16 protein-coding genes are annotated in these 18,009 nt (G+C 65.2%); 11 read left to right on the top strand and 5 right to left on the bottom strand.

Going from position 1 to position 18,009, the window contains the following annotated elements; translation table 11 throughout:
- Positions 1 to 132: 132 nt before the first annotated feature.
- From A5906_RS17650 to A5906_RS17665, 4 genes are all read right to left on the bottom strand, one after another.
- Positions 133 to 1,206, bottom strand: a complete 1,074-nt coding sequence (locus tag A5906_RS17650) for a malate/lactate/ureidoglycolate dehydrogenase (RefSeq protein ID WP_080136662.1) — start codon at positions 1,204 to 1,206, stop codon at positions 133 to 135.
- An 11-nt stretch (positions 1,207 to 1,217) separates the two neighbouring features.
- Positions 1,218 to 2,129 carry an NAD(P)-dependent oxidoreductase gene (locus A5906_RS17655; protein WP_080136663.1) on the bottom strand — a complete coding sequence of 304 codons (912 nt, stop codon included), beginning with the start codon at positions 2,127 to 2,129 and terminating at the stop codon, positions 1,218 to 1,220.
- 12 nt (positions 2,130 to 2,141) lie between these two features.
- Positions 2,142 to 3,392 (bottom strand): Zn-dependent hydrolase, encoded by a 1,251-nt coding sequence (locus A5906_RS17660; protein WP_080136664.1) that lies wholly within the window; start codon positions 3,390 to 3,392, stop codon positions 2,142 to 2,144.
- A gap of 142 nt (positions 3,393 to 3,534) precedes the next feature.
- Positions 3,535 to 4,452: a LysR family transcriptional regulator gene (locus A5906_RS17665; protein WP_080136665.1), complete on the bottom strand. Its 918-nt coding sequence runs from the start codon at positions 4,450 to 4,452 to the stop codon at positions 3,535 to 3,537.
- A gap of 119 nt (positions 4,453 to 4,571) precedes the next feature.
- Here A5906_RS17665 and A5906_RS17670 point away from each other — a divergent pair, with 119 nt between their 5' ends.
- The 6 genes from A5906_RS17670 to A5906_RS17695 all read left to right on the top strand — a co-directional run bounded on the left by A5906_RS17670 (position 4,572) and on the right by A5906_RS17695 (position 10,150).
- On the top strand, positions 4,572 to 5,387 hold the full coding sequence (locus A5906_RS17670) for a putative hydro-lyase (RefSeq protein ID WP_080136666.1): 816 nt from the start codon (positions 4,572 to 4,574) through the stop codon (positions 5,385 to 5,387).
- 92 nt (positions 5,388 to 5,479) lie between these two features.
- Positions 5,480 to 6,724: an ABC transporter substrate-binding protein gene (locus A5906_RS17675; protein WP_080136667.1), complete on the top strand. Its 1,245-nt coding sequence runs from the start codon at positions 5,480 to 5,482 to the stop codon at positions 6,722 to 6,724.
- Between the two features lie 148 nt (positions 6,725 to 6,872).
- Positions 6,873 to 7,751 carry a branched-chain amino acid ABC transporter permease gene (locus tag A5906_RS17680; protein ID WP_080136869.1) on the top strand — a complete coding sequence of 293 codons (879 nt, stop codon included), beginning with the start codon at positions 6,873 to 6,875 and terminating at the stop codon, positions 7,749 to 7,751.
- Complete coding sequence (locus A5906_RS17685) at positions 7,751 to 8,734, top strand: branched-chain amino acid ABC transporter permease (protein WP_080136668.1); 984 nt, start codon at positions 7,751 to 7,753, stop codon at positions 8,732 to 8,734. The genes A5906_RS17680 and A5906_RS17685 overlap by 1 nt, the downstream gene beginning before the upstream one ends.
- Positions 8,731 to 9,462, top strand: a complete 732-nt coding sequence (locus A5906_RS17690; RefSeq protein WP_080136669.1) for an ABC transporter ATP-binding protein — start codon at positions 8,731 to 8,733, stop codon at positions 9,460 to 9,462. The genes A5906_RS17685 and A5906_RS17690 overlap by 4 nt, the downstream gene beginning before the upstream one ends.
- Complete coding sequence (locus tag A5906_RS17695) at positions 9,446 to 10,150, top strand: ABC transporter ATP-binding protein (RefSeq protein ID WP_080136670.1); 705 nt, start codon at positions 9,446 to 9,448, stop codon at positions 10,148 to 10,150. Before A5906_RS17690 ends, A5906_RS17695 begins: the two co-directional genes overlap by 17 nt.
- 198 nt (positions 10,151 to 10,348) lie before the next feature.
- Here the strand turns inward: A5906_RS17695 and otnC are convergent, their stop codons facing one another.
- Positions 10,349 to 11,035 carry a 3-oxo-tetronate 4-phosphate decarboxylase gene (gene otnC / locus A5906_RS17700; protein WP_080136671.1) on the bottom strand — a complete coding sequence of 229 codons (687 nt, stop codon included), beginning with the start codon at positions 11,033 to 11,035 and terminating at the stop codon, positions 10,349 to 10,351.
- 100 nt (positions 11,036 to 11,135) lie between these two features.
- On the opposite strand from otnC, the gene ltnD reads away from it, so the two are divergent.
- The 5 genes from ltnD to A5906_RS17725 all read left to right on the top strand — a co-directional run bounded on the left by ltnD (position 11,136) and on the right by A5906_RS17725 (position 17,926).
- The gene (gene ltnD / locus A5906_RS17705) at positions 11,136 to 12,059 is read left to right on the top strand and encodes an L-threonate dehydrogenase (protein WP_430642395.1); all 924 of its coding nucleotides are present in this window, start codon (positions 11,136 to 11,138) and stop codon (positions 12,057 to 12,059) included.
- A gap of 15 nt (positions 12,060 to 12,074) precedes the next feature.
- Complete coding sequence (gene otnI / locus A5906_RS17710; protein WP_080136672.1) at positions 12,075 to 12,857, top strand: 2-oxo-tetronate isomerase; 783 nt, start codon at positions 12,075 to 12,077, stop codon at positions 12,855 to 12,857.
- Entirely contained in the window at positions 12,854 to 14,140 is a 1,287-nt protein-coding gene (gene otnK, locus A5906_RS17715) for a 3-oxo-tetronate kinase (RefSeq protein ID WP_080136673.1), read from the top strand. Before otnI ends, otnK begins: the two co-directional genes overlap by 4 nt.
- Before the next feature lie 167 nt (positions 14,141 to 14,307).
- Entirely contained in the window at positions 14,308 to 15,999 is a 1,692-nt protein-coding gene (locus tag A5906_RS17720) for a methyl-accepting chemotaxis protein (RefSeq protein WP_080136674.1), read from the top strand.
- A 232-nt stretch (positions 16,000 to 16,231) separates the two neighbouring features.
- Positions 16,232 to 17,926 (top strand): methyl-accepting chemotaxis protein, encoded by a 1,695-nt coding sequence (locus A5906_RS17725; RefSeq protein WP_080136675.1) that lies wholly within the window; start codon positions 16,232 to 16,234, stop codon positions 17,924 to 17,926.
- Positions 17,927 to 18,009: the final 83 nt, after the last annotated feature.

Here is an 18,009-nt window from a genome sequence, read left to right on the forward strand (position 1 = left end):
GGGGTCTCTCACCGCGGAGATTGGCCTCTGGTTCGAGAAATATTTTCTTTGCGGAGCGAACCCCTCATCCGGCGCATCGCGCCACCTTCTCCCACAAGGGGAGAAGGGAAGGTCAGCGCGCTCCCGCTTGAATCAGCCCGCGATCTTTTCGATCGCCGCCTGATCCAGCCCGAACTTCTTCCCGGCCTCCAAAATCTCCCGCCAGGTGGTCGGATCGACCGGAATGCCTTCGGCGAGGCGCTTCTTCTTGGTCTCCCGCTCGGGATCGCCGGCGATCAGTACCTTGTCGACGCCGGGGCCGGGCGGTGAGCCGGTGTGCCAGGCAACGAAACTCTCGACTTCGCGCGCGAGGTTTTCGCCGGTGCCGAGCTTGCCGGGGTCGATGACGATCGAGAGCATGCCGTTGATGACGTTGTACTTGCCGTCGGACGGGCCCTTCACCACCTGCCCGCCGGAGAGCGCGCCGCCGAGGATTTCGCACACGAGTGCGAGGCCCGAACCCTTGTGCTCGCCGAACGGCAGGATCGCGCCGTACGGCGGGATCACGGTGTAGCGCGGATTGACCGTGGGCTTGCCTTCATTGTCGATGATGGTGCCGGGCTCGAGCTCGACGCCCTTGTTGTGGGCGACGCGGGTCTTGCCCTGTGCGATCCGGCTGGTGGCGAAGTCGAGCACGATCGGGTCCTTGCCCCTGCGCGGGATGCCGACGCAGAACGGGTTGGTGCCGTGGCGGGCATCGCTGCCGCCCCAGGGCGCCACGATCGGACGCGAGATCACGTTGACGAAGTGGATCGAGACCAGCCCGTGGTCGATGCACTGCTCGGCCCAGTGGCCGATGCGGCCGATGTGGTGCGAGTTGGAGAGGCCGACGAGGCACACGCCGTTGCTCTTGGCGCGCTCGGCCGCCAGCTCCATCGCTTCATGGCCGATCACCTGGCCGTAGCCGGTGAGGCCGTCGAGGGTGAGAAGCGGCCCCGTGTCGAGCACGATCTTGACGTGCTGGTTGACCGCGAGGCCGCCGTTGGTGACGCTCTGGACGTAGCGCGGGATCATGCCGACGCCGTGCGAGTCATGTCCCCTGAGATTGGCCTCGACGAGGTTGGTCGCGACGAGCTCGGCCTCGTGGTCCGAGGAGCCGCCGGCCTTGACGATGGCGCGGATGGCGTTGGTGAGCGGCTCTGCCTTTAAGGTGCGATAGTCGGCCATTGTTGTTGCTCTTATCCTTTCACGATTCGGCGGCAGTGAACCCACGCCGCTTCAATCAGGTTTTCGCTGGCCTCCGGCGTGCGGAACGCCGAATGTGCCGACAGCGTCACGTTCGGCAGCTTCGTCAGCGGATGGTCGCCGGGCAGCGGCTCGATATTGAAGACGTCGAGGCCGGCATGGCGGATATGGCCGGACTTCAGCGCGTCGATCATCGCGCCCTCGTCGACGATAGCGGCGCGGGCGGTGTTGACGAGGATGACGCCGCGCTTCATCGCAAGGATCTTCTCGCGCGTGATCATGCCGCGTGTGTCGTCGTTGAGCAGCAGATGCAGCGACACGACGTCGCTCCTCGCCAGCACCGTATCGAGATCGGTGAATTCGACGCCCGGATAGCTCTTCGGCGAGCGGTTCCAGGCGATCACCTTCATGCCGCTGCCCGTGGCAATACGCGCGACCTCCGCGGCGATGCCGCCGAAGCCGATCAGGCCGAGTGTCTTGCCGGTGAGCTGCATGCCGTCCTCGCGCAGCCAGCTGCCGACGCGCATCTCGCGATCCATCATCGCGATGACGCGCGCCGAGGCCCACATCAGCGCAATCGCGGATTCCGCCACGGCGGTGTCGCCGTAGCCCTTGATCAGGTGCACGGAGATGCCGAGCTCGGCGAGCTCCTCCGGGTTCATGTAGCTGCGCGCGCCGGTACCGAGGAACACGACGTGCTTCAGGCCAGTGCACTTCCTCGCGACCTCGGTCGGCAGCGCGGTGTGGTCGACGATGGCGATCTCGGCGCCGCCTAAGATCTCGGGATATTGCTCGGGCTTGATGTCCGGATCCCGGTGGATCCGCACCTCGGGGTCACCAGGCTTCTCCAGCCGCTCCATGATCACGGCGAGGGCTTCGTTGGCGTCGACGAAAACTCCGCGCATGGCTCTCTCCGGTCAGGATGCGACGCCGGCGATCGCCAGCACGGTATGCATGAGAACGTTGGTGCCCGCGGCGCAGTCGGGCTGGGTTGCGTCCTCCAGCTCGTTGTGGCTGATGCCGTCCTTGCACGGCACGAACACCATCGCCGCCGGCATGATTGTGTTGAGGTTGCAGGCGTCGTGGCCGGCGCCGGAGGTGATGCGGCGGGAGGAATAGCCGAGCGTCTTCGCCGCGTTCTCGACCGCCGCGATCAGCTTCGGATCGAAATGCGTCGGCGGCTTGCGCCAGACGAGGTCGATCTTGACCTCGACCTTGCGGCGCCCGGCGATCTCGGCAATGGCGGCGCGCAGGTCGCGGTCGAGCGCATCCATGATCGCGCCATCGGCGCTGCGGCAGTCCATGGTGAAGGCGATCTCGCCGGGAATGACGTTGCGCGAGGGATTTGCGATCACGGCCTCGCCGATGGTGCCGACCGCGTTCGGCCCATGCTTCTTCGCAATCGCCTCCATCGCAAGCACGATCTCCGACAGCGTCGCCAGCGCATCACGCCGCAACGGCATCGGGGTCGAACCCGCATGGCTCTCGAAGCCGGAGATCTTGCCGTCGTACCAGAGCACACCCTGGCCGGAATCGACCACGCCGATGGTCTTGCCCTCGGCTTCCAAAATCGGGCCTTGTTCGATATGCAGCTCGACGAAGCAGCCGAGCTTCTGGAAGCCGACCGGCTTGTCGCCGCGATAGCCGATACTGTCGAGCGCCTGGCCGACGGTGGTACCGTCGATGTCCTTGCGCGACAAAATGTCGTCGGTGGTGAAATCGCCGACATAGGCGGCGGAGGCCATCATCGCCGGCGCGAAGCGCGAGCCTTCCTCGTTGGTCCAGTTGACGACGCAGATCGGCGCCTCGGTCTCGATGCCGGCGTCGTTCAGCGTGCGGATCACTTCCAGCGCGCCGAGCGTTCCCAAGATGCCGTCATACTTGCCACCCGTCGGCTGGGTGTCGAGGTGCGAGCCGATGCCGACCGGCAGCTTCGACATGTCGCGCCCCTTGCGCAATCCGAACTGTGATCCGAGCGCGTCGACGTGAACCTCGAGTCCGGCATCCTCGCAGGCCTTGCGGAACCAATCGCGCACCTGCTTGTCTTCGTTGCTCAGCGTCAGCCGCCGCACGCCGCCCTTGGCCGTCGCCCCGAACTGCGCAGTCTCGTGGATGGAGCCCCACAGGCGGGCGGAATCGATTTGCAGGTTGGTGGCGACTCGGCTCATGCGTCTCTTCCATTGATCGTTGTCATTCCGGGGCGCCCGAAGGGCGAACCCGGAATCTCGAGAGTCCGGGTTCTCGTTTCCGGGCCGCGCGTAGCGCGGTCCCGTGCGAGCCCGGAATGACGGTAGAAAATCCGGCTCTTTTTCAATGACCCGCCAGCGCGGGCGCGTCAACCGCGAGGCTGCTCTGCGCAATCTGCCGTGCAAGCTCGGCGACGCGCTCCACGGCGACGACGTCGGGTGAGGCGAGCCAGCTCGCCGTGAATGTCAGCGGTGCTATCGCGAGCTCGGTGTCGAGCAGCTGCAACCGGCCGTCGGCGAGCTCGTTCTCGACGATGGCGTCGGGGATCACGGCGATGCCAAGTCCCTCGACCGCCATGTGGATGACGGTCGCCAGCGAAGCGGACGCGTGCAGCCGGATCGGCGGCAGCTCCGGCCGGTCGAACACCTCACGCACGACCTCATAGGGCTTGGTCTTGCGCGGGAAGGTGATGATCGGAAACCGCGCGAGCTCCGCCGGCGTGACCAGGCCCTTGCCGAGCCCGAGCGAGGGACTTGCGAGGAACCCAATCGGGTAGTCGGCGAGCAAGCGGTTGTGCACGCCTGAGGCCGACAGCGGCCCCACCACGAAGGCGAGCTCGATCTCCTGCGCGAGCAGGCGCGCGGTGAGGTTCGGCGTGATGTCGACCTCGATCTCGAGCGACAGGTTCGGATAGATCTCGTTCACGCTCTTCACGAGGCGCGGCAGCCAGGTGTGCACGATGGTCTCGGCGACTCCGAGCCGCATCACGCCGCGCATCGCCGAGCGGTCGCCGATCTCCGCCATCATCTGCGCGCGCAGGCCGATCAGCTTCTCCGCATAGACCATCATCTGCCGGCCACTCGGCGTCGGTGATGCCACGCGATGATCGCGATTCAGCAGCTTCACGCCCATCTCGCGCTCGAGCTGAGCGATGCGCTGGGAGATCGCGGGCTGGGTCGTGTTGAGCCTTTGCGCGGCGCCGCGAAAGCTGCCGAGCTTCACAACCCAGAGGAATGTCTCGATCGACCTGAAGTCCAGCATAGAGGGATTTTCCCGATCGATAAATTAGATTTATCGAGATTGATTAGAAAGGAAGATTAGACTTTATAGCACGCTTGGTGTTGGCTTGTCTTTGTCGAGTTTATAGGCAGGTCGATCACATGACTGTTTTGGTGGCAGCGCAGCAAACTGAAACAACCGACATCCTCCCAAGCCGCCAGGCGCGGCTCGCCTATCGCGCCGGCGAGGTGGGATCCACCGCCGGGGTCGCCCCCGGCTTCGTCCAGGGCAATCTGGCGATCCTGCCCGCCGAATATGCCAGCGCCTTTCACCGCTTCTGCCAGCTCAATCCGAAACCTTGCCCGATCATCGGCATGTCCGACGTCGGCAGCCCGCATATTCCGGCGCTGGGCGCCGATCTCGACATCCGCACCGACGTTCCCCGTTACCGCGTCTGGCGCGACGGCGAAGTCGTCGACGAGCCGACCGACGTGAAGAGCCACTGGCGCGACGATCTCGTGACCTTCGTGCTCGGCTGCTCGTTCTCGTTCGAAGAGGCGCTGCTGGACGAGGGCCTGCCGATCCGCCACATCGAGCACAACGTGCGCGTGCCGATGTACCGCACCAATATCGCCTGCGGCGAGGCCGGTCCGTTCGCGGGCCCCATGGTGGTGTCGATGCGTCCGTTCAAGCCGGCCGATGCGATCCGCGCGGTGCAGATCACCTCGCGCTATCCCGCAGTGCACGGCGCGCCCGTACATCTCGGCCATCCGCATCTGATCGGCATCAAGGACATCGCCAAGCCAGACTACGGTGATCCCGTACCTGTCGCCGATGACGAGATTCCGGTATTCTGGGCCTGCGGCGTGACGCCGCAATCGGTGATCAACGCGGCGAAGGTACCCTTCGCGATCACGCATTCGCCCGGCCTGATGCTGGTGACGGATCTGAAGAACAGGACCATGGCCGTGATTTAATGGGCAGCGTTTGCTGCTTCTTCAGGCTTTACGCTATCTGCCAATCGCTTCATTCGATACGCGCAAAATTCGGATAACAGGGGACTTTGCCAATGACGATCACTCGCCGCGACGTTCTGCTTGGAGCTGCTGCCACTGCCGCGTTGATGCCGCTATCCGCGCGCGCGCAGACGTCAGAAGTGGTGATCGGCCTGACCTATCCGATGTCCGGCGCGAACGCCCAGATTGGCGTCGACGCGCAGCGCGCCTACGAGACGGCGGCAGACATCATCAACAAGAACTACGATTTCGAGCTTCCGCTCGCCAAGGGCGAAGGCTTGCCGGGTCTCGGCGGCGCCAAGATTCGCCTCGTCTTCGCCGACCACCAGGGCGATCCGCAGAAGGGCCGCGCCGAAGCCGAGCGCCTGATCACGCAGGAGAAGGTCTGCGCCATCCTCGGCACTTATCAGAGCGCGGTCGCGGTTACGGTCAGCCAGACCTGCGAGCGCTACCAGATTCCGTTCATCTCGGCGGACAATTCCTCGCCCAGCCTGCATCGCCGCGGCCTGAAATACTACTTCCGGCCGTCGCCCCATGACGAAATGTTCTCGGCCGCAATGTTCGATTTCTTCGATGCGCTGAAGAAGAAGGGCACCAAGGTCGAGACGCTGGCGCTGTTCCACGAGGACACGATCTTCGGCACCGACTCCGCCAACGCCCAGCTGAAGCTGGCGGCCGACCGCGGCTACAAGGTCGTCGCCGACATCAAGTATCGCGCCAACTCGCCGTCGCTGTCGGCCGAGGTGCAGCAGCTCAAGGCGGCGAACGCCGACGTGCTGATGCCTTCGAGTTACACCACCGACGGCATCCTGTTGGTCAAGACCATGGCCGAGCTCGGCTACAAGCCGAAGGCGATCGTGGCGCAGGCCGCCGGCTTCTCGGAGAAGGCGCTCTATGACGCCGTCGGCGACAAGCTCGAAGGCGTGATCACGCGCGGCAGCTTCTCGCTCGACCTCGCCGCCAAGCGGCCGATGGTCGGCAAGATCAACGACATGTTCAAGGAGAAGTCCGGCAAGGACCTCAACGACAACACCTCGCGCGAATTCATGGCGCTGATCGTGATGGCCGATGCCATCAACCGCGCCAAGTCCACCGACGGCGAGAAGATCCGCGACGCGCTTGCCGCAACCGCAATGCCGGCCGAGCAGACCATCATGCCCTGGAAGAGCGTCAAGTTCGACGAGATGGGCCAGAACAACGACGCCGACCCGGTGCTGCTGCAATATATCGGCGGCAAGTTCGTCACCGTCTCGCCGGCGCAAGCCGCGGTCGCCGAACCCGTCTGGCCGATGAAGTGAGGATGCGTGCGGGAGCCTGATCGCTCCCGACCTCGATCCTGAGAAGCGGACGAAGCCCGCGTCGCAACGACGAAGGCGGGCTTCTGGCTTGCGACGTGCGTTCGATCACGCCCCTCGGGGCGAGGGCTTTTTTCTGGGGGACAAGTTGCTGACAGTCGAAACCGTTGTCCAAAGTCTTGCGAGCGGTCTCTTGATGGGGCTGCTCTATGGACTGATCGCCGTCGGCCTCGCGCTGATCTTCGGCCTGATGGACGTCACGAACTTCGCCCATGGCGAGTTCCTGATGATCGCGATGTACCTGTCCTTCTTCCTGTTCGCGTTCTTCGCCATCGACCCCTTGCTGTCGGCGCCATTGGTCGCCGCCGCGCTCTTCGTGTTCGGAGCGGTGGTCTATCTGCTGCTTGTACGCTTCGCCATGCGGGCCAAGGCCAATGCGGGTATGGTGCAGATCTTCACCACCTTTGGTCTCGCCATCGTGATGCGCGGTTTCGCGCAGTACTTCTTCACGCCGGACTATCGCAGCATTCCCCAGTCCTGGCTCGGCGGTAAGACCGTCTCGATTGCCGGCATCTTCCTGCCGGAGCCGCAGCTGGTCGGTGCGCTGGTCTCGATCGCGGCCTTCGCCGGACTCTACCTCTTCATCCACCGCACCGACTTCGGGCGCGCGCTGGAAGCCACCCGCGAGGATCCCGGCGCGGTCGCGCTCGTCGGCATCGACAAGAACCGCGTGTTCGCGTTCGGCTGGGGCCTCGGCGCCGCGCTGGTCGGTCTCGCCGGCGCCATCATGGCGATCTTCTTCTACATCTATCCCGATGTCGGCGCGTCATTTGCCCTGATCGCCTATGTCACGGTGGCGCTCGGCGGTTTCGGCAGCGTGTTCGGCGCCTTCGCCGGCGGCATCATCGTCGGCCTCGTCGAAGCGGTCACCGCCCTGGTGCTGCCGCCGTCGCTGAAATCGGTCGGCATCTACGCCGTGTACCTGCTCGTCGTCTTCATCCGGCCGCGTGGCCTGTTCGGGTCGATGTGATGGACAAGAATTTTGCCGCGCGGCGCCGCCGCGACCTCATCATTGCCGCGGTGCTGACCGCGATTGCCGCGCTCGTGCCGTTGTTCGTGAAGGACGTCGTCGTCCAGAACATCCTGATCCTGACGCTGATGTATGCGGGACTGTCGCAGAGCTGGAACATCCTGTCCGGCTATTGCGGACAGATTTCGCTCGGACACGCGCTCTATTTTGGCCTCGGCGCCTACACCACCGAGCTGCTCTTCACCAAATTCGGCGTGCTCCCCTGGTTCGGCATGCTTGCGGGCGGCGTGGTGTCGGCGCTGATCGCAATGGGGCTCGGCTATCCCTTCTTCCGCCTGCGTGGCCATTACTTCGTGATCGCGACCATCGTCATCGCCGAGATCGGGTTGCTTCTGTTCCACAATTGGGAATGGGCCGGCGCCGCGATGGGCATCACCATTCCAATCCGCGGCGACAGCTGGCTGAAGTTCCAGTTCGCCCGCAGCAAGGTGCCGTACTTCTATTTCGCCCTGCTGCTGGCTTGCGTCGCCTGGTTCGTCACCTGGTGGCTGGAGGATTCCAAATGGGGCTTCTGGTGGCGTGCGGTGAAGGACAATCCGGACGCGGCCGAGAGCCTCGGCGTCGACGTGTTCAATTCCAAGATGGGTGCGGCCGCGGTCTCCGCCTTCCTGGTCGCCGTCGGCGGCAGCTTCTACGCGCAGTTCGTTTCCTACATCGATCCCGAAAGCGTCATGGGCTTTCAGTTTTCGCTGCTGATGGCGTTGCCCGCCGTGCTGGGCGGCATCGGCACGCTGTGGGGGCCGGTGCTCGGCGCCGCCATTCTGATCCCGCTGACTGAAATCACGCGCTTCAAGTTCGGGGGCTCGGGGAGCGGTGTCGATCTCATCATCTACGGTACGCTGATCGTCCTGATCTCGCTGGCCTTGCCGCGAGGACTGATGAGCCTGTTTTCACGCCCGAAGAAGACGGGAGCCACACGATGACGGCGCTCCTTGAAACCCGCGGCGTCTGGCAGCGCTTCGGCGGCCTCGTCGCCAACAGCGACGTCTCGATCTCGGTCGGCCGCGGCGAGATCGTCGGCCTCATCGGCCCCAATGGCGCCGGCAAGTCGACGCTTTTCAATCTCATCGCCGGCGTGCTGCCGCCGACGCAAGGTTCGATCATCTTCGACGGCGAGGACGTCACCAATCTGCCGGCGGCCGCGCGCTGCCAGCGCGGGGTGGGGCGGACCTTCCAGGTCGTCAAGAGCTTCGAAACCATGACGGTCATCGACAACGTCATCGTTGGCGCACTGGTGCGCAACACCGTGATGCGGGAGGCCCGCCGCAAGGCGCACGAGGTGCTGGAATTCACCGGCCTTGCCGCGCGCGCCGACGTGCTCGCGAGCGACCTCGTGCCGGCCGAGAAGCGCCGTCTCGAAGTCGCGCGGGCGCTCGCGACCGAACCGAAGCTGCTGCTGCTCGACGAGGTCCTCACCGGGCTCACTCCGACCGAGGCGCAGACCGGCGTCGCGCTGGTGCGCAAGGTGCGCGAGACCGGCATTACCGTGCTGATGGTCGAGCACGTCATGGAGATCGTGATGCCGTTGGTCGACCGTGCCATCGTGCTCGACCTCGGCAAGGTGCTGGTCGAGGGCAAGCCCGCCGACGTCGTCCGCGATCCCAAGGTGATCAGCGCGTATCTGGGAGATCGTCATGCTGTCGGTGCGTGAAGTCACCACCGCCTATCAGGGCCTGGTCGCGATCTCCGCGGTCTCGATCGAGGTCGAGAAGGGCGAGATCGTCTGCGTCGCCGGCGCCAACGGCGCGGGCAAGTCGACGCTGCTGAAATCCATCGCCGGCGCCGAGCGTCCGCGCTCGGGCACGGTGACGTTCGACGGCAAGCGCCTCGACGGCATGGCGCAGCACCACATCACCGCCACCGGCATCGCCTACGTGCCGGAGAACCGTCGCCTGTTCCCGCGCCTGTCGGTGCGCGACAATCTTCGTCTCGGCAGCTATCTTTACCGCGGTGATGCGAACCGCGAGGGGCCGCTCGATCTTGTCTTCACGCTGTTCCCGCGTCTCCAGGAACGATTGGAGCAGCGCGCCGAGACGCTCTCCGGCGGAGAGCAGCAGATGCTCGCGATCGGCCGCGCCCTGATGACGCGTCCACGGCTGTTGATGCTGGACGAGCCCTCGCAAGGAATTATGCCGAAGCTCGTGGACGAGATCTTCCAGGCGGTGAAGCGCATCCGCGACGCCGGCATGACCGTGCTGATCGTCGAGCAGCGCATGGCCGAATGCCTCGAGATCGCCGACCGCGCCTACATTCTGCAGACCGGCCGCGTGCTGATGCAGGGCCCGTCTGCGGAGATCAGGGGCAATCCGGACGTGAGGAAGGCGTATCTGGGGCTGTAGCTTCACGCACACCGCCCAACCTGGATGAGCGAAGCGATAATCGGGACAGACGCTCCCGCATGTCGCTGCGCTCATGCGGGCTACAGCCGCTGCCGCACCCTCCGTCATTGCGAGCGCAGCGAAGCAATGCAGAATTCCCCCGCGGAAAGACTCTGGATTGCTTCGCTGCGCTCGCAATGACGACGTTAGGGCAGGGCACTAATGCCCGTGCCCGTGCTCCGGCAACGCCACCCCGAACACCTTCACCAGATCCGTCACTTGTTCTGGTGACAGATAGCGCGGGTTCATCCCGCGCAGCAGCAGGTACAGCCTCGCCGTTTCCTCCAGCTCTTCCGTGGCGAACACGGCGGCCTCCAGCGTGTCGCCGGCGACGACCGGGCCGTGATTGGCGAGCAGCACGGATGAATAATTCCCCGCCAGGCCCTTGATCGCATCCGCCACCGCCGGGTCGCCCGGGCGGTAATAGGGCACGAGTGCGGTGGCGCCGCACTTCATCAGATAATAGGCCGTCATCGGCGGCAGCGCGGCGCGCGGGTCGATCTCGGGCAGCATCGAGAGCGCCACCGAATGAGTCGAATGCAGATGCACGATCGCGCGGGCGTTGCCGCGCGTGTCGTAGAGCGCGGTGTGCAGCGGAACTTCCTTGGTTGGCGCATCGCCCGACATCAGCCGGCCGGTTTCATCCAGCCGCGACAGCTTTGCGGGATCGAGGAAGCCGAGCGAGGCGTTGGTCGGTGTCACCAGCCAGCCGCCGCCGTCCAGCCTGACGCTGATATTGCCGGAGGAGCCCGGCGTCAGCCCGCGTTCGAACAGGGACCGTCCGAAGCGGCAGATCTCCTCACGCAGCCGTGTCTCGTTGCTCGTTTCGGTTCTCATGGCCGTCATGCTCGCTTGTCTCACGCTTTGGCAGCGCGGCCAAGCCGTGTTATTCGGTTGCCAAGCTGCCGCAAAGGGCGGCTATTCGGGAAACGCTCGCAAGGATCAGTTGCATATGTCCGCCTCCACGTCACAAAGTCAGCGTATCGCCGTCGTCGGGCTAGGCTCGATGGGGTTTGGCATGGCGACCTCGCTGCAGCGCGCCGGCCATGCCGTCACCGGCTGCGACGTCTCGGCTGACGCGGTGGCGCGCTTCGTGAAGGACGGCGGCGCCGGCGCCAAGACGCCGGCGGAGGCAGCCAAGAGCGCCGACATCGTCGTCAGCGTCGTGGTCAATGCCGCCCAGACCGAGGCGATTCTGTTCGGCAAGGACGGCGCGGCCGAAACCATGCCGAAGGACAGTGTGTTTGTGTCCTCCGCCACCATGGATCCGGAGGTGGCGCGGCGCCTCGCCAAACAGCTGGAGGCGACCGGCCGGCATTATCTGGATGCGCCGATCTCCGGCGGCGCGCAACGCGCCGCGCAGGGCGAACTGACGATCCTCGCCTCGGGCAGCCCGGCTGCCTTTGCAAAGGCACGGCCGGCGCTCGATGCCATGGCGGCAAAGCTCTATGAGCTTGGCGATGCTGCCGGGCAGGGTGCGGCGTTCAAGATGATCAACCAATTGCTCGCAGGCGTGCACATCGCCGCCGCGAGCGAAGCGATGGCGTTTGCGGCCAAGCAGGGGCTCGACATCCGCAAGGTCTATGAGGTGATCACGGCGTCCGCCGGCAATTCCTGGATGTTCGAGAACCGCATGCCGCACGTGCTCGACGGCGATTACACGCCGCGCAGTGCCGTCGAGATCTTCGTCAAGGACCTCGGCATCATCCAGGACATGGCGCGGAGCGCCAGATTCCCGGTGCCGGTCTCGGCCGCCGCCCTCCAGATGTTCCTGATGACGGCGGCCGCCGGCATGGGCCGCGACGATGATGCCTCCGTCGCGCGCATGTATGCGCAGGTCACCGGCGTGAAGCTGCCGGGCGACAAGTAAACCAGAGGATTTGCAATGCCCCGTTTCGCCGCCAACCTCTCGATGATGTTCAACGAGGTGCCGTTCCTCGACCGCTTCGATGCCGCCGCGCAAGCGGGCTTCACCGCCGTCGAGTTTCTCTTTCCCTACGAGCATCCGGTGGAGGCCGTCGGCGAGCGTCTCAAGCGCAACGGCCTGACCCAGGCGCTGTTCAACCTGCCGCCGGGCGACTGGAATGCGGGCGAGAAGGGATTTGCGGCGCTGCCTGCGCGCTTCAACGATCTCAAGGCGAGCCTGGAGACCGCGCTGCCCTACGCCAAGGCGACCGGCGTCAAGCGGCTGCATTTGATGGCCGGCATCGCCAATCGCGGCGAACGCGTCGCGATCGAGGCCTTCTACAAGTCGGTGGCGTGGGCCGCGGAATTCTTCGCCCCCCACGGCATCGACATCGTGCTCGAGCCGATCAATGCCCGCAACGTGCCCGGTTACTTCCTCAACGATTTCGGCTTCGCGCGCGACCTGATCCAGGAGCTGCGGCTGCCGAACCTGAAGCTCCAGTTCGACATCTATCACTGCCAGATCATCCACGGCGACGTCACCATGCGGCTGCGCGAGATGATGCCGATCATCGGCCATATCCAGATCGCCAGCATCCCCTCGCGCAACGAGCCCGACGGCGAGGAGCTGAACTATCCGTTCCTGTTCGATGAGCTCGACCGGCTCGGCTATGCCGGCTTCGTCGGCTGCGAATACAATCCGCGCGGCAAGACCACCGATGGCCTTGCCTGGTTCAAGCCCTACGCAGGAGTGAAGCCGTGACACTTGCGGCGAAAATTTCTCTTGGCTGCATCGCCGACGACTACACCGGCGCCTCCGATCTCGCCAACACGCTGACGCGCGCGGGCCTGCGCACCGTGCAGACCATCGGCGTGCCGTCTGATGACCTGGCGCTGCCCGAGGTCGATGCCGTCGTGGTGTCCTTGAAGAGCCGTTCGATCGAGGCCGGCCTCGCCGTATCGCGTTCACGCGCGGCGGACAAATGGCTGCGCAGCCGCGGCGCGAGCCATGTGCTGTTCAAGATCTGCTCGACCTTCGATTCCACCGACGCCGGCAATATCGGCCCCGTGATGGACGCGCTGCGCGCCGATTGCGGCGAGGGAGCCGTGCTGGTGACGCCGGCCTTCCCGGAGACCGGCCGCACCGTCTATCAGGGCAATCTGTTCGTCGGCGCGGTGCCGCTGAACGAGAGCCCCCTGAAGGACCATCCGCTCAACCCGATGCACGATTCCAACCTGGTGCGCGTGCTGGCGCGCCAGAGCAAGACGCAGGTCGGCCTCGTCGATCTCGCCACCGTCACGCGCGGCGCGGATGCCGTGCGGGCGCGGCTCGCCGAGCTTGCCGCCAAGGGCATCGGCGCGGCGATCATCGACGCCGTGTTCGACCGCGACCTCGAAACCATCGGGCTCGTGGCCGCCGGCCATCGGCTGTCGGTCGGCGCCTCCGGCATCGGCCTCGGGCTGGCAAGGGCGCTGGTGTCGACCGGCAAGGTCAAGTCGGCTGCGGCGGGCGGCGAGACGGGTGCGGCCGTCGGCGGACCGGCGGCATGCCTTGCCGGAAGCTGCTCGCAGGCGACGCTTCAGCAGATCGCGAATGCAGAGCGTGTCATGCCGGTGTTACATCTCGACCCGGACCGTATTCTTACGGGAGCAAGCGAAGCGCAACGTGCATTGGACTGGGCAAGGCCGCGACTGGCCGAAGGTCCGGTGCTGATTGCGTCGAGCGCGACACCTAATCAGGTCGCCGCGCTTCAGGCGCGTCACGGCCGCGACGCGGCCGGCCACGCCATCGAGCAGACGATGGCCGACATCGCTGAAAGCCTTGTAAAATCAGGTGTGCGGCGTCTGGTCGTCGCCGGTGGCGAGACATCCGGCGCGGTGGTCGATCGGTTGAAGATCCCCGGGTTTCTCGTAGGAGTGGAGATCGCGGCGGGCGTTCCGGTGCTGCGCGCGGTCGGTGCTGGAGGCGACATGCTGCTCGCGCTGAAGTCCGGAAATTTCGGCGGCGCCGAGTTTTTCTCCGATGCGCTTACGCTCATGCGCTGAGTGCAGAGCATTCTTAGGCGCGCGTTCATTTCTTTCGGCTTTCGTGCCTGTGCGGAGTCGGAGTTCACAACTGCTTGGTCGTTTTGTTGTTGGATGGCGACGCTGCAACTTTTAGTAGAGATGTAATTCCCGGACGCGCCGCCGCGCCAGCACAAAGAGACCCGATTATGCTCGCCACCATTTCCATCCGCGCCAAGATCATCACTGTCGTGGCGTTCCTGCTGGTCGCGATGGCCGGCATGGGCCTGCTCGCCGTCATGAAGATGCGGTCGATGAACGCCAACACGGTCGAGATCACCACGAGCTGGATGCCGAGCGTGCGGGTGCTGGGCGAGCTCCGGGCCTCCGTCATCACCTACCGCAACGTGGTCCGCCAGCACATGCTGTCGGAGACCCTCGAGGATAAGCTCGCGAACGAAAAGACGGCGGCGACCGTCAGCGAGGCGCTCGCGAAGGCCCGCAAGGCCTACGAGCCCATGATCACCTCTCCCGAGGAGAGGAAGCTGTACAACGATTGGGCCAAGCTCTGGGACGACTACAAGAAGGGCACCGAAGAGGTGATGGCGCTGTCGCGCAAGGAGGCCGGCAAGGTCCCGCACGAGGCGCAGGAGCTGAATACCAAGACGGTCAACAAGATCGGCCTTGCCTCGGATGAGGTGCTGACGAAGGATATCGAGCTGAACACCAAGGGCGGCGACCAGGCCGCGCAGGATGCTGCGGACAGCTATTCCTTCGCCTTCATGCTGGTCTCGATCATCCTCGGCGCCGCCATCGTCGCCGGCATCGGTATCAGCTTCTATCTCGTTCGGGACGTATCGAAGGGTATCAACTCGATCATCGAGCCGATGCAGGCGCTGGGCAACGGCGACCTCTCCGCCGAAGTCCCGCATCAGGGCGAGAAGACCGAGATCGGCGCCATGGCCGATGTGCTCCAGGTCTTCAAGGAGGCGCTGATCGCCAAGAAGGCGGCAGACGAGGCCGCCGCGGCCGACGCCGAAGCCAAGATCGAGCGCGGTCGCCGCGTCGACAACATCACCCGCGAATTCGAGACCATGATCGGCGAGATCGTCCAAACGGTGTCCTCGGCCTCGACCCAGTTAGAGGCCTCCGCATCGACGCTGACCTCGACCGCCGACCGCTCCCAGCGGCTGGCGACCACGGTGGCCGGCGCGTCGGAAGAAGCATCGACCAACGTGCAGTCGGTGGCCTCGGCCACCGAGGAGATGGCCTCGTCTGTTGGCGAGATCAGCCGTCAGGTGCAGGAATCGGCGCGGATGGCGGGCGATGCCGTCGGCCAGGCCCGCTCCACCACCGAGCGCGTCAGCGAGCTCTCCAAGGCGGCTTCACGTATCGGCGACGTCGTCGAGCTGATCAATACCATCGCCGGCCAGACCAACCTTTTGGCGCTGAACGCCACGATCGAGGCGGCGCGCGCGGGCGAGGCCGGCCGCGGTTTCGCAGTGGTTGCTTCCGAGGTGAAGGCACTTGCCGAGCAGACCGCGAAAGCGACCGGCGAGATCGGCCAGCAGATTTCCGGCATCCAGGCGGCAACCAACGATTCGGTCGGCGCGATCAAGGAGATCTCCTCGACCATCGAGCGCCTGTCGGAAATCTCCTCGGCGATCGCGGCTGCGGTGGAAGAGCAGGGCGCCGCGACCCAGGAGATCGCCCGCAACGTGCAGCAGGCGGCGCAGGGCACCCAGCAGGTCTCCTCCAACATCACCGATGTGCAGCGTGGCGCGACCGAGACCGGCACCGCCTCCTCGCAGGTGCTGTCGGCGGCGCAGATGCTGTCGAACGACTCGAACCGGCTGAAGACGGAAGTCAGCAAGTTCCTGAGCAACGTCCGCGCGGCGTAAAAGCTTCAACATCCGTCACGGTAAAAAGAGCGGCGCCCTACAGCGCCGCTCTTTCTTTGCAGCACCGGTAACCCGATGTCGCTCACAGGTAGTATCATGGGGGCGGACCGTAAACCTACGGGAAGCGCGTTTCATGGATAGTTAAATTCGCTTTATGAGAATCGCGCAAGACGACTCGAACAGCGGCCGTCCGAATTGGAATGAACAGATAATCAATTCAGTGGGGGCCCCGATGCGCAAAAATTTTCCCGTTACCGATGTCGAATATCCCGTCAGTGACGAGACGCTGATCGTCTCCCGCACCGATCTCAAGGGCAAGCTCTCCTACTTCAACGAGGACTTTCTCGCCGCTGCCGGCTTCACGTCGGCCGAGCTGATGGGGCAGCCGCACAACATCGTCCGTCACCCCGACATGCCGCCGGAGGCGTTCGACAATCTCTGGGACACGCTGAAGGCTGGCAAGCCCTGGCTCGGCGCGGTGAAGAACCGGCGCAAGAACGGCGACTTCTACTGGGTGCTGGCGACGGCCTCGCCGATCCGTGAGAACGGCCAGGTCAAGGGCTATACCTCCATCCGCACCAGGCTGCCGGCCGACCAGCGCAAGCTCGCCGAAGAGGTCTACGCTGCGATCCGTGAGAAGAAGCCGCATGGCTATCGCATCGATGCCGGCATCATCCGCCGCCGCTCGCTGCTCGATCGCTTCAGCATCTTCACCAGGACGCTGAAGGCGCGCCTCGTCACGACGATGGCGCTTCAGGTGCTGTTCATGCTCGCGCTCGGCATCGGCGGCGCGCTCTCCACCGGCGGCTCGACCAGCCTGGTCCTGGCGCTGCTGGCGGTCGTCGGCGCCGCCATCGTCGGCTTTGCCGGTCTTGCGACCATGCGCGCGATTCAGGGGCCGATACAGCATCTCAACGACACCATGGTCAACCTCGTGCAGGACAAGCTCGACAACCGCATCGTCATCGACCGCGACGACGAGATCGGCGAGGCGCTGCGCAACCTCCAGACCGTGCAGACCATCATCCGCTTCAGCCGCGACGAGGTGCAGGCGGTGCAGCGCCGCGCCGAGCAAGAGCGCAAGGCCGGGATGACCAGGCTCGCCGACGGCTTCGAGGCCGCGATCGGCGAGATCGTCGAGACCGTGTCGTCGGCGGCGACCGAGCTCGAGGCGTCGGCCTCGACGCTGTCCACGACTGCGGGCCGGGCACAGGAATTGGCCACGGTGGTCGCATCGGGCTCGGAGGCCGCCTCCAGCAATGTCCATTCGGTGGCGTCGGCCGCCGAGGAGATGTCATCCTCGGTGCGCGAGATCGGCCGCCAGGTGCAGGATTCCACCCGGATCGCGGCCGAGGCGGTCAGCCAGGCTCATGCCACGACGGAACGCGTCAGCGAGCTGTCGCGGGCCGCGGCGCGGATCGGGGATGTCGTCGAGCTCATCAATGCCATCGCGGGCCAGACCAACCTCCTGGCACTCAACGCCACGATCGAGGCGGCGCGCGCAGGCGAGGCCGGTCGCGGCTTCGCGGTGGTCGCTTCCGAGGTCAAGGCACTGGCCGAGCAGACGGCAAAGGCCACCGGCGAAATCGGACAGCAAGTCGGCGGCATCCAGGCGGCGACGCAGGATTCGGTCAGCGCGATCGGCGAGATCAGCGGCACCATCGCGCGTCTGTCGGAAATCGCTTCCGCGATCGCCGCGGCCGTAGAGCAGCAGGGCGCGGCAACCCGGGAGATCGCCCGCAATGTCCAGCAGGCCGCCCACGGCACCCAGCAGGTTTCGGCGAATGTCGGCGACGTGCAGCGCGGCGCGTCCGAGACCGGCTCGGCCTCCTCGCAGGTGCTGTCGGCAGCGCAGATGCTGTCGCGCGACAGCAACCGGCTCAAGCTCGAGGTCGGTAAGTTCCTCAACTCCGTCCGCGCTGCGTAAGCTGTCGACGTCGGGCTCCAGCTGCCTGCCCTATGTCGTCGCGGCCCTCGCCGGGACGAGGCCGGATGTGCCTCCCATCGCAT

Origin of the sequence: Bradyrhizobium sacchari, from assembly GCF_002068095.1 — a bacterium.
GTDB classification, from domain to species: domain Bacteria; phylum Pseudomonadota; class Alphaproteobacteria; order Rhizobiales; family Xanthobacteraceae; genus Bradyrhizobium; species Bradyrhizobium sacchari.

Excerpts from the sequence above, each read along its gene's own strand:
- A5906_RS17670 (WP_080136666.1), top strand. The coding sequence starts at position 4,572 with ATGACTGTTTTGGTGGCAGCGCAGCAAACTGAAACAACCGACATCCTC.
- otnC (WP_080136671.1), bottom strand. The coding sequence starts at position 11,035 with ATGACGGCCATGAGAACCGAAACGAGCAACGAGACACGGCTGCGTGAG.
- A5906_RS17675 (WP_080136667.1), top strand. The coding sequence starts at position 5,480 with ATGACGATCACTCGCCGCGACGTTCTGCTTGGAGCTGCTGCCACTGCC.
- A5906_RS17660 (WP_080136664.1), bottom strand. The coding sequence starts at position 3,392 with ATGAGCCGAGTCGCCACCAACCTGCAAATCGATTCCGCCCGCCTGTGG.
- A5906_RS17665 (WP_080136665.1), bottom strand. The coding sequence starts at position 4,452 with ATGCTGGACTTCAGGTCGATCGAGACATTCCTCTGGGTTGTGAAGCTC.
- A5906_RS17725 (WP_080136675.1), top strand. The coding sequence starts at position 16,232 with ATGCGCAAAAATTTTCCCGTTACCGATGTCGAATATCCCGTCAGTGAC.
- A5906_RS17685 (WP_080136668.1), top strand. The coding sequence starts at position 7,751 with ATGGACAAGAATTTTGCCGCGCGGCGCCGCCGCGACCTCATCATTGCC.
- A5906_RS17655 (WP_080136663.1), bottom strand. The coding sequence starts at position 2,129 with ATGCGCGGAGTTTTCGTCGACGCCAACGAAGCCCTCGCCGTGATCATG.
- A5906_RS17695 (WP_080136670.1), top strand. The coding sequence starts at position 9,446 with ATGCTGTCGGTGCGTGAAGTCACCACCGCCTATCAGGGCCTGGTCGCG.
- A5906_RS17720 (WP_080136674.1), top strand. The coding sequence starts at position 14,308 with ATGCTCGCCACCATTTCCATCCGCGCCAAGATCATCACTGTCGTGGCG.
- A5906_RS17690 (WP_080136669.1), top strand. The coding sequence starts at position 8,731 with ATGACGGCGCTCCTTGAAACCCGCGGCGTCTGGCAGCGCTTCGGCGGC.
- otnI (WP_080136672.1), top strand. The coding sequence starts at position 12,075 with ATGCCCCGTTTCGCCGCCAACCTCTCGATGATGTTCAACGAGGTGCCG.
- A5906_RS17650 (WP_080136662.1), bottom strand. The coding sequence starts at position 1,206 with ATGGCCGACTATCGCACCTTAAAGGCAGAGCCGCTCACCAACGCCATC.